The organism is Planctomycetia bacterium (assembly GCA_034440135.1).
Classification (GTDB): Bacteria; Planctomycetota; Planctomycetia; order Pirellulales; family JALHLM01; genus JALHLM01.
Genome location: JAWXBP010000098.1, coordinates 1 through 12,680, shown reverse-complemented (window position 1 = coordinate 12,680; position 12,680 = coordinate 1). Strand labels below are relative to the sequence as shown.

12 protein-coding genes are annotated in these 12,680 nt (G+C 60.4%); 4 read left to right on the top strand and 8 right to left on the bottom strand.

Annotation, left to right across the window (positions count from 1 at the left end):
- Together SGJ19_05740 and SGJ19_05735 are read left to right on the top strand one after the other, a co-directional pair.
- Window positions 1-605 (top strand): ABC transporter ATP-binding protein (locus SGJ19_05740; GenBank protein MDZ4779734.1); only part of this gene is annotated, 605 nt, incomplete at its 5' end.
- Between the two features lie 26 nt (window positions 606-631).
- The gene (locus SGJ19_05735; protein ID MDZ4779733.1) at window positions 632-1,774 is read left to right on the top strand and encodes an ABC transporter permease; all 1,143 of its coding nucleotides are present in this window, start codon (window positions 632-634) and stop codon (window positions 1,772-1,774) included.
- Window positions 1,775-1,846: 72 nt separating this feature from the next.
- Here SGJ19_05735 and SGJ19_05730 read toward each other — a convergent pair whose 3' ends face one another.
- From SGJ19_05730 to SGJ19_05710, 5 genes are all read right to left on the bottom strand, one after another.
- Window positions 1,847-3,217 (bottom strand): TolC family protein, encoded by a 1,371-nt coding sequence (locus tag SGJ19_05730; protein MDZ4779732.1) that lies wholly within the window; start codon window positions 3,215-3,217, stop codon window positions 1,847-1,849.
- A 91-nt stretch (window positions 3,218-3,308) separates the two neighbouring features.
- A complete protein-coding gene (locus SGJ19_05725; protein ID MDZ4779731.1) occupies window positions 3,309-3,659 on the bottom strand; it encodes a DUF3147 family protein in 351 nt (116 codons plus the stop codon).
- A 31-nt stretch (window positions 3,660-3,690) separates the two neighbouring features.
- On the bottom strand, window positions 3,691-4,206 hold the full coding sequence (locus SGJ19_05720) for a hypothetical protein (GenBank protein ID MDZ4779730.1): 516 nt from the start codon (window positions 4,204-4,206) through the stop codon (window positions 3,691-3,693).
- Between the two features lie 36 nt (window positions 4,207-4,242).
- Window positions 4,243-7,710, bottom strand: coding sequence for an efflux RND transporter permease subunit (locus SGJ19_05715; protein ID MDZ4779729.1), 3,468 nt, complete (start codon window positions 7,708-7,710; stop codon window positions 4,243-4,245).
- Between the two features lie 12 nt (window positions 7,711-7,722).
- Entirely contained in the window at window positions 7,723-9,105 is a 1,383-nt protein-coding gene (locus SGJ19_05710; protein MDZ4779728.1) for an HlyD family efflux transporter periplasmic adaptor subunit, read from the bottom strand.
- A 325-nt stretch (window positions 9,106-9,430) separates the two neighbouring features.
- Here SGJ19_05710 and SGJ19_05705 point away from each other — a divergent pair, with 325 nt between their 5' ends.
- Complete coding sequence (locus SGJ19_05705) at window positions 9,431-9,568, top strand: hypothetical protein (GenBank protein ID MDZ4779727.1); 138 nt, start codon at window positions 9,431-9,433, stop codon at window positions 9,566-9,568.
- Window positions 9,569-9,943: 375 nt separating this feature from the next.
- On the opposite strand, the gene SGJ19_05700 is transcribed toward SGJ19_05705, so the two are convergent.
- Window positions 9,944-10,450, bottom strand: a complete 507-nt coding sequence (locus SGJ19_05700; protein MDZ4779726.1) for an MT-A70 family methyltransferase — start codon at window positions 10,448-10,450, stop codon at window positions 9,944-9,946.
- Window positions 10,451-10,572: 122 nt separating this feature from the next.
- Here SGJ19_05700 and SGJ19_05695 point away from each other — a divergent pair, with 122 nt between their 5' ends.
- The gene (locus tag SGJ19_05695; GenBank protein MDZ4779725.1) at window positions 10,573-11,580 is read left to right on the top strand and encodes a tyrosine-type recombinase/integrase; all 1,008 of its coding nucleotides are present in this window, start codon (window positions 10,573-10,575) and stop codon (window positions 11,578-11,580) included.
- Between the two features lie 60 nt (window positions 11,581-11,640).
- Here SGJ19_05695 and SGJ19_05690 read toward each other — a convergent pair whose 3' ends face one another.
- Window positions 11,641-12,102 carry a hypothetical protein gene (locus SGJ19_05690; GenBank protein MDZ4779724.1) on the bottom strand — a complete coding sequence of 154 codons (462 nt, stop codon included), beginning with the start codon at window positions 12,100-12,102 and terminating at the stop codon, window positions 11,641-11,643.
- A gap of 5 nt (window positions 12,103-12,107) precedes the next feature.
- On the bottom strand, window positions 12,108-12,680 hold a 573-nt coding region (locus SGJ19_05685), incomplete at its 5' end, for an efflux RND transporter permease subunit (protein ID MDZ4779723.1).

The following is a 12,680-nucleotide window of genomic DNA, read 5'->3' as shown; positions in this document are numbered from 1 at the left end:
TTGAAGTCGGTGATTTCGTGTCCCTGATGGGTCCAAGTGGAACCGGTAAAAGCACCTTGCTCAATGTCGTCGCAGGCATCGACAAAGTCGATTCCGGCAGCATTGTCGTCGACGGTGTGGAGATCACTAGACTCACCCGGGCACAACTCGCCGACTGGCGCGCGGCGCACCTGGGATACATCTTCCAAACTCATAACCTCATCCCCGTGCTAACCGCTTACGAGAACGTGGAACTTCCGACGTTGCTTCTGCCCATGTCAGCGGCAGAGCGGCGAAAACGAGTGGAAATCGCCCTGGAGGCCGTCGGGCTGATGGACCGGGCCGACCACTACCCTCGTCAACTATCAGGCGGGCAGGAACAACGCGTGGGAATCGCGCGGGCCATCGTCACCAATCCGACGATCGTCGTGGCCGACGAGCCGACTGGAAGCCTCGACGCCAAATCCAGTGAACAGATCCAAGTGCTCTTGAAGCGACTCAACCGGGAACTGGGGATGACGATGCTGCTCGTCACCCACGACGAACGGGTGGCGTCGCTTGCGACCCGGCGACTCCGCCTCGACGATGGGCGCGTCGTAGAAGCAGCTGCATCGACGTCGGTTTAGCCTCATCTCCCCAGCGAGCAACAGTAATGCTTTCATTCCTGCCCTATATCCTCAAGAGCCTCTGGCGACATCGCGCACGCAGTTTGTTGACGGTGACCGGAGCAGCCGTGGCGATGTTCGTGTTCTGCTTCGTCGGATCGGTGCAGCAAGGCCTGGAACGCCTCACGGCGGACGAGCAATCGCAGCGCACGCTAATCGTCTTTCAAGAAAACCGCTTCTGCCCGGCCAGCAGCAAACTTCCCATCGACTATGCCGGACAGATTCGCAAAATTCCAGGCGTTCGCGACGTCATGCCGGTGCAAGTCTGGACCAACAACTGCCGCGCAAGTCTGGACATTATCGTTTTCAATGGCGCCCCGGCCAGGCAGTTGCAAGACCGTTCGCAACTTGTGTTGAGTGGGGGGGACTGGCAATCCTTTGCCAATCGGCGCGACGGGGCGCTGGTGGGGCGTAACGTGGCTCAGCGCCGCGGACTGACGGTGGGAGCGCCGTTTTCGGTGGGGGAAATGTCGGTCCAGGTGGCCGGAATCTTCTCATCGCCGGTGCCGGCCGAAGAAAACTTGATCTACACGAACCTTGATTTCCTTCAGCTTGCCGCGGGCGGCAACGCGGCGGGCCTGGTGACGCAGCATGAGGTCACGCTGACGCCGACCGCCGATCCGGAATCCGTGGCAAAGGCGATTGATGCGGCTCTTCGCTCCGGACCCGTGGCAACGACCACGCGTTCAAAGGGAGCCTTTCAGGTCAGCACGCTCGCGGACCTCGTGGATTTGATCGGCTTCGCTCATTGGCTCGGATTTGCCTGCGTCGGCCTGGTGCTGTCGCTAGTCGCCACAACCACGGTGATGGCAGTTCAGGATCGCGTCAAAGAACATGCTGTCTTGCAGACCCTCGGCGTTCGTCCAGCCCGAGTGTTCCGCCTGGTGGTGGCGGAAAGCGTTCTCCTTTGCACCGTCGGCGGACTGCTTGGCACGTCGCTCGCGCTCCTAGGCCTGGCCTTCGGCGGACTCGCCATCGGTGCCGAGGGCGTCGCCATTGGTTTCCGCCCGTCACCTTACTTAGCCGCCACCGGCTTCGCGGTGTCCATCGCGGTGGGCTTGGTAGCTGGAGTGATCCCCGCCTGGCAAGCAGCAAGCACAAATATCGTGAATGCGTTACGCGAAACTTAGTCTGACGTTGAAGTGAGCTTCCACTAGCTCACAATCCATATTCGGCGTCGGTGCGCAGACTTGCACTCTTGACTAGCGAAGGCTCCCGGACAGCAGGAAACCATCCAGCTGGGCCTCTGCGACGCGAAGCTCGCGAAGCGCCGTAAGGTAGCTGAAGTTCGTCTGAGTGAACGTGCGCTGCACCGTCAATATGCTGACGAAGTTGATTTCACCCGCCGCGTACAACTTACCGGTTAGGTCCAGCGACTCCGCGGCGCGGGGAAGAATATTCGAACGGTAGCGGTCGACCCGATACCGCGCATTCGCGTAGCGCTCGTACACTGGCGCAAGTCGCTCTTGCAGGTCGAGTTCGAGTTGTGAGAACGCGCGTTCAGACGCCGCCAGCTCGTACTGGGCGCGCATCACGCCCCCTTGATTGCGGTCAAACAAGGGAATCGGTACCGACACGCCCACGGCACCGTCCGGCTTGCCGCCGATGCCATTGTCTTGCCAATTCATCAATCCCTGCACCGCGACATTCGGTTGCCTTTCGACGCGCGCACGGCCCACCGCTGCGCGCGCGCGATCAACTTCGGTGGCTGCGGTAGCGATCTCGGGGCTGGTAGAGAGTAGAAGCGTCAGCACTTCTCGTTGATCAAACGCACGAGGCGCGGCGTATACATCTCCCGCTAGAGCTTGCGGCGGCATCGTCGGTTGACCGACGACAGCGGCTAGACTTTGCCATGCGGCATGGTGGCGATTCCGTGCGTCTTGCACGATGATCCCGGCGTTTTCTGCTTCCAATTCGGCTTGCAGTACATCGACACGGCTGCCTTCGAGGCTTCTCGCAATGTCGGTGGCGGTCTTCAATCCTTGATCCGCAATGCGAGCAAGTTCCAACGACAGGTCAATTTGCCGCTGCGCCAATAGTGCTTCGGCAAAAGCGCTCCGCGTATCGGTCAGCACACGCTGCGTTTGCGCCGCAAGTTGCTGTTCGGCCTTGCGGACTTCGTTGGCGGCCACGGAGCGATTCCAGCGGAGCTTGCCGCCGCGAACGAACTCTTGACTCACTGTAACGCCCTGTTGCTCCGCCAGACCTCCACTGCCGAGTTGTTGCCCCTCGTAGCCGACTGATGGATTTGGCCGGAGCCCGACTTGAATCCAATTGCCGCGGGCCGCGCCCACGAGCGCCGCGGCTCGCGCAATGGAAGGATTGTTTGCCAGTGCGAGCTGTTCGAGTGTCGTCAAATCCATCCCGGGCCGCGGCGGCGGGACGGGGACTTGCTCCGGTGTCGTCAATCGCCTTGCCGCCGTCCGCGGCACGACGAAGCTGGCCTGAGGGGGCTCAGCTCCCGACGACACGTGCGGCAGGCCGCAACATACGCACAATAGGAAGGCTGTACGACTTGCGACGAATGCCGTGAAGCGCAATGTCAACGGCAATTGTGCTGGATCGACTCGCATGCAGGAACTCCTTTTCCCGTCGACGCTCGCGTTCCGTCTCAGTTAAGATCGGCGAGCAATCTGACAATTCTTCCTGAATTGACCGCGTGGATCACCTACCTGGGGCAGGTGTAACGAACAACCAAATGCCGATGGTAGCGGTCGCCAAGATGACGCCCGCGCCCATCGCGCTCCAGAAACCAAGTCGAAGCCGTTCCGCGAAAGCCAAGGGCACGAAGAACGGCAGCCCGAGCGGCACCAGGACCAACGTCTCCCGCGCGAGGCGGGAGAGCGCTGGCAGGTCATGATGTTGAAACCAACCGGCGATGAAGGCCAAGATGCTCATGATCGGCAGGGACAACAAGAGCGCACCAGCCCGCGGGAATCGCTTCGACAATTCCGCGACTGCGACGACAATCGCCGCCGTGAGCAGCACACGCGCTACATTCCAGGCTGATCCCATCTTGGTCTCCTTCGACCACTGTCGCCATGAGTTAGTGAACATGCCCCTCGGCGGTCTCGGCGAACTCCCCGGCGTACGGGGTTCCGTCCACTGCGGCGCTGATCGTACCGGCGAATTCCTGGACAAGGCCCAGGTTGTCGTGCTTGCCGACGAAGCGTGAAGACGTGCCCTCCGGCTCGCCTTCCAGCGGTTGCGGCGAGAGTTCCACTTGGAAGGCCGGCTCGTTGATGCTCAAGATCACCTTGTCCGCCTTGACTGGCGATGCCGTCTTCGCGTCGCCGCCGAGGATGTAAACGACGGTTTCCTTCTTGTCGTGGTCGACGGTGAACTCGATGTGATAGTTCCCGTCGCCCCATTCAGCGATGGTGCCGCCGTGCGGCGCCGAACCGTGATGATCCTGCGCCGCCTCTTCCGACGGGGATTCCCCGTCCGTGGTAGCTGTTTCGCTCGTCGAACCTGAGTCCGCTGGCGGAGTAGCCTTCCCGCAACCGAGCGGGAGGGCGCTGACGGCCGCCAAGAGCGCGACGTAACCAATGCGATGCCACATGAGTTCATTCCTTTCCAAGAGCGTAACGTTGTCGAATCAAACGGTCGCAGCCGCGGGAACCCCATGTTCCCGAGCGCCGAGGTCCTCTTCCGCATCCTGCGACTGGACCAAGCGGACGGCATCCTGCCCGCTGAACTTCCAAAACAAACCGGGGTGAATCAGGAACTCGCAAAAGGTCGACGTCACCAGGCCGCCCAAGATCACCGTTGCCACCGGATAGAGAATCTCTCGTCCCGGTTCTTGCCCACCCCAAACCAGCGGCACGAGGCCGATGCCGGCCGTGAGCGCGGTCATTAGCACCGGTGCGAGCCGCTCCAGGCTGCCGCGCAACACCATTTCTGGAGTGAAGGGTTCTCCTTCCTCCTTCATGAGGTGGAAGTAGTGTGTCACCAGGAGAATCCCGTTGCGCACGGCGATCCCTCCCAGCGAAATGAAGCCGACGAGACTAGCCACCGTCAGCGTCTGCCCGGTCAACACAAGCGCTAGCACGCCGCCGATGAACGCCGTCGGCAAGGCATTTAAGATTTGCAGCACGATCCGCACCGAGGGATAGAGCAACATCAACACGACAAACATCCCGACCACGGAAACGCCCGCCAAGAGCACAATCAACGTCGTGGCGCGCTGTTGGCTTTCGAATTGCCCGCCGTACTCGATGAAGTAACCTTCAGGTAAGGCAACATTGTTGCGTACACGATCCTGGATGTCCGCCACGGCACTCGCCAGGTCACGATCCTGCGTGTTACAGCGAATCACGATTCGCCGGCGAGCATTTTCCCGATTCACCGCGTTAGGACCTACTCCTTGGCCGATTTCGGCAAGCGCGGCCAGTTCCACCTGGCCGCGTCCTCCCGGCAAATCGATTCGCAGTCGTCCCAGGTTGGCATAGTCGGTGCGGTAGCGTTCTTCTAAGCGCACCAGCAGGTCGAAACGACGCTGTCCTTCCAACACCTGGGAGACGACGTCCCCTTGCAACGCGGTTTGCAATACTTGCGCCAAATAGGCCCGAGTCACGCCGTAACGAGCCAACGCGTCCGGACGCAAACGGATGTGGAGTTCCTCAGATTGGCGAACCGGCTCGATCACCGGAGGTGTCACGCCTGGTACGGACTGAATCACGCCTTTGACGCGTTCGGCCGAGGCGAGCAACGTGTCCAAATCGTCGCCATAAATCTTGATGGCGATTTGAGCGTAGACGCCGGAGACCATGTGGCTGATCAAGTGTGCGAGCGGTTGCTCGACCTCGATGTCGACCCCTGGTACCTCCTCGCGCAGTTCCGCCAGCAGCTTGGCCAGCATCTCCTCACGTCCTTCGTGGGCCTCGGGATTGATGCTCACGATATATTCACCGGCGTTGACGGGCGCCGCATGCTCGTCGAGTTCCGCTCTTCCGGTGCGTCGCACGAAATGGAGCACTTCGCCGTCAGGATTCTTCGGCGATTGCTGCATGGCCAGGAACTTGGCGTCGATCAACGCCGAGGCCCGATTCGACGCGTCGAGCGAAGAACCCGGCGGAAGCGTGACATTCACGAGCACGCTCCCTTCGTCGAACTGCGGCAGAAAGTCGCGCCCCAGGTTGGCGAGCTGCCAGCCAGCGAGGGCAACCATCGCCCAGGTGGCGATCAGTAGGGGCAGCGGGTGCGCCATGCTGAAGCGAATCAAATAGCCGCCAAACCACTTGAGCGTTCGCAACAGGGCACCATCGCCTTCCCGATGCGTCGCCTTGGATTGCGGCAGGAGATAATAACTCAAGACCGGTGTCACCGTGAGTGACACGAGCAATGACGCCAAGATTGAGACAATATAGGCGATGCCGAGGGGCGCGAACAACCGCCCTTCGACGCCGGAGAGCGCGAACAATGGGAGGAAGACGAGAATTACCACCGCGGTGCCGAAGACGATCGCGCTACGGATTTCCTTGCTGGCCTCGTACACGACCCGCAACGGCGGCAGCGGTCGCGGCCGCATATTGTTTTCTTTGAGCCGGCGAAAGATGTTTTCCACGTCGACGATCGCATCGTCGACGAGTTCCCCCATGGCCACCGCGATGCCGCCGAGCGTCATTACGTTGATGGAGAGTTGCGCTCCGGTGAACCAGCCCATGAGGCGGAAGACCAGGGTCGTAATCACGAGCGAGAGAGGAATCGCCGTGAGCGTGATAAATGTGGTGCGAAAGTTCAGCAAGAACAAAAACAGGATAATCAGCACCAGCGTTGCGCCGATCACGAGCGCCTCGGCGACATTGAAAATCCCGCGATCGATGAAGTTCTTCAGCCGGAACAAGTCCGAATTGATCACCACGTCGGCTGGCAGCGAATCCTCGACTTCCGCGAGCGCCGCCTCGATTTGATCGGTTAGCGCCCTGGTATCGACATGCGGCTGCTTGGCGATGGTAAAGACCACGCCCGGCCGCCCGTTGACGCTGCCGTCGCCTCGTTTGAATTGCGGGCCTTCGACGACCCGGGCGACCTGCTTGAGTAACACGGGTCGCTCGGGATTGTCGCGAATAGGTACGATGCTCAGGTCATCCAACACTCGCTGGTCGCCGGGACCCAGTCGCCCCAAGACGCGAATCGGCCGTTCCGATTCCCCTTCAACTGCGAAGCCACCGCTCGTGTTGATGTTGCTGGCCTGGAGCGCCGCTTCCACTTCTTGCAACGTGACGTCGTATTCCAACAGGGCGGCCGGGTCGACCAGCACTTGGTATTGCTTGCGGTCGCCGCCCTGGATAAATACCTCGGCGATGCCCGGAATCTTCAATAGCCGCGGGCGAACGACCCAGTCGGCAGTCGTGCGGATTGACATGTGTTCCAGTTCAAAGGGAGCGAATACGACTTCCTGCGACTGGCCTGCGATCGTGACCAAGGCGCGACGTTCCCGCATTCCCTCGTTCTGCTGCTCCCATAAGGCATGCTCGAAGGAAATCGGCTTCCAAGTGTCAAGCCGATGTCGGTCGACCGGCTGCCAAAGCGATAGACTCGCCTGGCCCTCACGATCTTCTGTCAACTCCGCCATCATCCCGTCCCTACCGACGGGTGCAAGGACGCCTCCCCTTGGCCCGGTCTGCCGATACATGCCGCCGATCACGATTTGTCCCATGATGGAGGTGGGCGGCGTCATTTGGGGCAGAATGCCGGGCGGGAGCACGCCTGTCAGCGTCGACAATCGCTCCTGAACGGTCTGCCGCGCGGCGCGAACCTCGGTCGTCCAGTCAAACTCGATATAGATCACGTTCAGTCCGGCAGTAGTCTGACTTCGCACGGCCTGCACGCCGCTCGCTCCCAAGAGCGCGATCTCGATTGGCTGCGTGATCAGTGTTTCAACCTCTTCGGTCGCCAGCCCTGGGCACTCGGTGATGATCACCACGCGCGGTCTATCGAGGTCGGGAAACACGTCAATCGGTAGCGTCGTCGCCAGATACGAACCGTAGACCAGCAGCGTCAAGCTAAGGACGACCACCAGCATGCGGTAGCGCAAGGCGAAGCGAATGACGGCGTTAAGCATCGAAGTTCCTTCTTAGTGTGCGCCGTGGACCGTGCCGTCCGCATGGACATGCACATTCGCCGGCGTTCCACTTGCCGCCTGCGCCTTCAAGACTCGGTTCAAGGATGCCGCCGCGTTCTGGGGAATGTAAAACCCGGGACGGAGCGTGCCATCGTTCGCCAGCACGATTTCGCGCTGGTCTTCATTCAGGACATGCACCGCCAGGCGGTCAAACAGGTTGCCATTCTGGCGAAACACATAGGCCTCGGGTCCGTCGCGCACCACGGCGTCTCGCGGCACCGCAAACACGTCCTTCATCTGATCCACCGCCACACGCAGTTGCACGCGATCGCCCGGGCGATAACGCCACAGCAGCCGCGTCTCGCCGTCACGGTCGTACGCCTGCCATTGATTTTCGAGCGACAGATAAAAGGCGAACGTCCGATTTTCGGTGTCGATCGTATTCGCTACGTGATGAATGCGGAACTTGGTGGGCGCGGCAGGCCAGGTTGGTCCCGACCGCTGTTCGAATTCCACGTCCACGTCCCAATTTTCCCGTACCGCTTGCTGAATAAGCGGCATGTCGTCCTTGAAGCCGCGGCCTTCGATCAAGAGCGCTCGATGATCGGCCAACGTACAAAGCACGGTTCCGGCGCCGACTTGCTGTCCAAGTTCTACCTTGAGTTCGTGAAGTTCGAAATTGAAGGGCAGTCTCTGGGGTTCGTCCACGGCCGACGCAAGCGCGATTTCCGCCACGCGAAGTGCCTGTTCGCCTGGCGCTTTGACCGTGATTTCCGTGACGAACTCCCCGCTGGCCGCGGCCTCGATCCGGTCGACGGCGAGTCCGCGCGCCTGTAGGTCTTGCCGGTAGGCTTGCGCCGTCGCGTCTAGGACGCGAACCTGGTTTTCGATTTCGATGATTCGCGATTGGGCCAGTGCGCCAGACTGCGATAAGCTGGAAAGTCGCTGAATCTGAGCCTGGGCGTTTTCAATTTCCCGTGTTGCTTTGAACAATTCCAGTTGCGAGGCATGCAACTGTTCACTGACGAGCCGCATCGAGAACAGCGGCGCGTTTGGCTCGACGGTATCGCCTGGATAGGCATGAATCTTGGTAATGATGCCCGCTACTGGAGCGACGACGCCGCGATCACTGACGCCCGGTCGATCGACGATCATGCCTGGCACGTCAATCTTCCGCCAATACGTCGTGAGCGCAAGTGGCTTCGCCACAAGCGCCAGGTTCTTGAGCGCCTGTGGGCTGACACGGACGGTTTGACGCTCGGCCGGGGGAACCGGCGCGGCGGCCTCCGGCGTTGCGCCAGATTCGCCTTGCTGCGACCACAAATACAGCCCACCGCCGACTAAGGCGGCAAGAAATACCGTTACAATAAGCCCACGGCTCAATAAACGTGACATGAGAGGTCCTTCCGCAATGGAATTCGTATCGCGATGGCGTGCCATTAAAGCACACGATTCGCGCCGAAAGCACGAGCGCGAGAAGCGCGCACGCTCCGCGAAAGAACTATCAGATGCGGAGAGTCCGCAGCCTCAAAATGAGCGCGCAGCCGCGTACGAGGTGGTCCTCAGGTGGCGCATGGAAGGCAGGCGACGGCGGCGGAGCCGTACTGGTGAAGTAGTCACCGGCGGCAGGCACCGTCGTCAATTCACCGCAGGTCGAGAAACTCGGCGACGCGGTCACGCTCACGTGCTCGCAATACGGCACGTAGACAGAAGTCGAATCATGGTCCGTGCTATCGGGAACGGCGGGCGTTGGGGCGACCGGCGGATGCTCGTGCGAATGACCGCGGTGGTGACTATGGTGCTCGTGCCCGGAATGAGCATGCGAATCTGTGATCGCTGGCTCGTCGGTAGCACGTAGGCCCCCACACCAATCCCAATGCATATGGGCGCGAAGATCATGGTCCGCTGCCTGGTGCGCGTGCGCATGGGGCACCTTCGCCATTTGACAGGCGAAATAACCCATAAGCAGCACGGCAGTTAAGCAGTTTCGGAACATGTGATTCACTGGCGGTAACTGCGACCTGTATCCTGAGTTTAGGGCCACCCCTGGCAATCGGCAAGCAGTGGGCCATCTCGACCAGCCTTAAATCCCGTATTTCCTTCAATCGGCGAATAACGGCCGGACGGGCCATCATTTAGTCGCTTCGATCGGCATTTTTAACCCATTTTGAATCGGTCGATGCTCGTGCAGGGGCGAAGTTAAAGATTGCCTCAGCTTTGCTCCGGGAGCGTTTTAGAACAGACGTCGTTCCACTTGGTTTCCGTAAACCGTCCAGGCGGAGTGCGGCAGTTCTTCACGCGCGTAAAGTTCCAGGTATGGGCCTGGGCTGACCCTCTCCACGAGCGTCCGAATGTTGCCCGGCTTCCGGCTATGTGCGGAACGAGGTGCCTGCATCCAGCTTCCCAGCGTTTGATCCCGAAACGCAAGGCCCCCTCGCACACCGAGCAACAGAAACTCGTGTGAGACCCGCCAATAGTTGCCCGTGCCGATTCCGTCTTTCACCCACACGAAGCAAGATTTGAACTTGAATCCCCAGGCGTCGATCACGGCAAAAGCCTCTCGGAGAAAGCCGTTCGTCGTCCACAGATGGAGATGGGCGTTCTTCGCGGCCAGCTTGCGTACCGGCTCCTTACAAATCTGCTCGACTGACATGGTCGAGTAATGTCGTGCTGCAGCGCCACGGGCGGATTCGTTATCGTACTGCCACGCCGGATCAGCGTAGATAGTGGGGAAGGTCACTCGCTTTTCGATAAGTGACGAATCCCTTCCTTCTCGAATCCGCTCTAAAATGGTGACGCAATCGAGTTGCCAATCTAGCCGCTTCTGTGGCACGCTGAGCACGCAATAAACAGGATTATCGCGTGCTGCCGAAGGATCACGAACTGGATCAAGAATTAACCGAGTCGAGCACGGAAGTGATCGAGATTTCTGTCAATTCTTCACCGGCGGCGGCCACGCTCTCGGCACTGGCTGCCGTGCCCGAGGAACAAATCTGGCTGGGTAAGCTACGGAGTAAGCGGACGCGCGAGGCGTATCGCCGCGACGTGAGACATTTTATGAAGACGTTCGGAATTGCGACACTCGACGAGTTGCGCCGCGCCGATCATCGGGCCGTACTGGCGTGGGAAGCGTCGATGCGCGAACGCGAAGGCTTGGAAGCTTCGACGATTCGTCGTCGGCTCGCTGCTCTGTCGAGTCTGTTCACGCACCTCGTGAATTACGGCGCCGTGGCGACCAATCCGGTTCGCGATATCCAGCGGCCCAGCATCAATCGCCGCGAAGGCAAAACCTTGGCATTTTCGCAGCAGCAAGCCCGTGCGATTCTTGATGCGCCGCCGCTCGACACCGTGCAAGGACTCCGCGACCGAGCGATTTTGGCCGTTGGATTTCAAGTCGGACTGCGTCGCGCCGAAATTGCGGCCCTGCGCGTCGGCGACGTGCATCAGAATCGCGGCTTCGATGCGATTTGGGTCACCCGCAAAGGCCGCAAGCGCGACTCGATCGCAGTCCATCCGCAAGTCGTGCAGCGAGTTCGCGATTACCTCGCGGTCGTCGGCCACGCTGCGGATCTTGACGGGCCGTTGTTCCGACCCGTTCGCGCCAACGACAAACAGGACGACCCTCGCAGGTGCCTCGCATCGGACGCTATCGATCGCGTTCTGCGTCGTTGCGCCCGCCAGATACGCTTGGATCGCGGCTACTCGGCACATTCGATGCGGGCCACGTTCATCACGACCGCGCTCGACAACGGCGCCAGCCTGGAAGACGTGCAGCGTGCCGCCGGCCACGCCGACCCGTCCACGACGCTGCTCTACGACCGTCGGGGCTACGACCCGGAACGGTCGGCGTCATTTTTTGCAAACTACTGATCCGTAGCCACTTAAGTCATACGTGTCGAAGCCGCAAAGTGGCCCTCGGCAATTGTTCCTTCATGCCGGTCGTACTTGATGCCGCAATCTGGTGACGCCGGTCCTGCCCAATGGTAACGTCGCGTAGACGCTCGAATTGCGAACTTCACAGGAGGCTGCGTAGACCACTTTAAACGGCGACTGTCGCAAGTCCACGGGCAGTTGGCGGTTCTCTTTCAGCCGTCGATAAATGCTCTGGATCATCACCCCCATGAAGGACGCAGCTGCCCAAGTACTCCATGAAGGCCGGTGTGCCCACCGCGGCGTGCCGGCAGACAACGCGCCGGCGAGACAGATTCCGAGCGTGGTTGCTACGTCGCCCAAGGTCGCGCCCGTGCAGCGCCATGCAGTGTTGCCCCAGTCTGGGCCGACCATTTCGACGTACGCCGGCATTTGCAACATTTCCCATAGCCAATTCAGCGCAATTGCCACCACCGCAAGGGAGCGCACGTAGCGAGCAACTACGTAGAATTCGCTCTTCATGGCGCTCAGTTTGCGACGTGCTCCATCGTCGCTTCCGTTTGCGAGGCGGCCGGCAAATCGTGGGGGGATTCGGACTTGCCGTGCAACTTCAGCCAGCGGGCGCGCCGAACCCAATAGAAGCGAACGGGAAGGAACAGATCCACAACTTCGTCCGAGATCAGCAATCCGCCGAGGACCGGCAGCGCCATCGGCGCAAGGATCTCGCCACCGACGCCTTTGGCAAAGACCATCGGAAAGATCGCGATGATGGCCACGCCCTCGGTCAACAATTTCGGGCGCAGTCGATGCACGGCGCCTTCGATGACGGCCTGGCGCAGCTCTTCGAGAGACTTGATGTTTTCCAGGCCGCCGCGCTTTTCGATGGCCTCGCGCAAATAGACCAACATGATGATGCCGGTCTCGGTCGCCATGCCAAAGCAGGCGATGAAGCCGACCCAAACCGCGACGCTGAAATCCATCGGCGGCGCATCCCAGCCTTGCATAATCTTTGGAAATAAGTACATGAAGAACGCTCCTCCGGCCAAGGCCTCGGGAACGGCCAGCATCATCAAGGCCGCGTCGGCCAAGTCTTTGTACGT

Bases quoted from the DNA above. Each gene is read 5' to 3' on its own strand.
- SGJ19_05735 (MDZ4779733.1), top strand. From the start codon at position 632: ATGCTTTCATTCCTGCCCTATATCCTCAAGAGCCTCTGGCGACATCGC.
- SGJ19_05730 (MDZ4779732.1), bottom strand. From the start codon at position 3,217: ATGCGAGTCGATCCAGCACAATTGCCGTTGACATTGCGCTTCACGGCA.
- SGJ19_05725 (MDZ4779731.1), bottom strand. From the start codon at position 3,659: ATGGGATCAGCCTGGAATGTAGCGCGTGTGCTGCTCACGGCGGCGATT.
- SGJ19_05720 (MDZ4779730.1), bottom strand. From the start codon at position 4,206: ATGTGGCATCGCATTGGTTACGTCGCGCTCTTGGCGGCCGTCAGCGCC.
- SGJ19_05715 (MDZ4779729.1), bottom strand. From the start codon at position 7,710: ATGCTTAACGCCGTCATTCGCTTCGCCTTGCGCTACCGCATGCTGGTG.
- SGJ19_05710 (MDZ4779728.1), bottom strand. From the start codon at position 9,105: ATGTCACGTTTATTGAGCCGTGGGCTTATTGTAACGGTATTTCTTGCC.
- SGJ19_05705 (MDZ4779727.1), top strand. From the start codon at position 9,431: ATGGTCCGTGCTATCGGGAACGGCGGGCGTTGGGGCGACCGGCGGATG.
- SGJ19_05690 (MDZ4779724.1), bottom strand. From the start codon at position 12,102: ATGAAGAGCGAATTCTACGTAGTTGCTCGCTACGTGCGCTCCCTTGCG.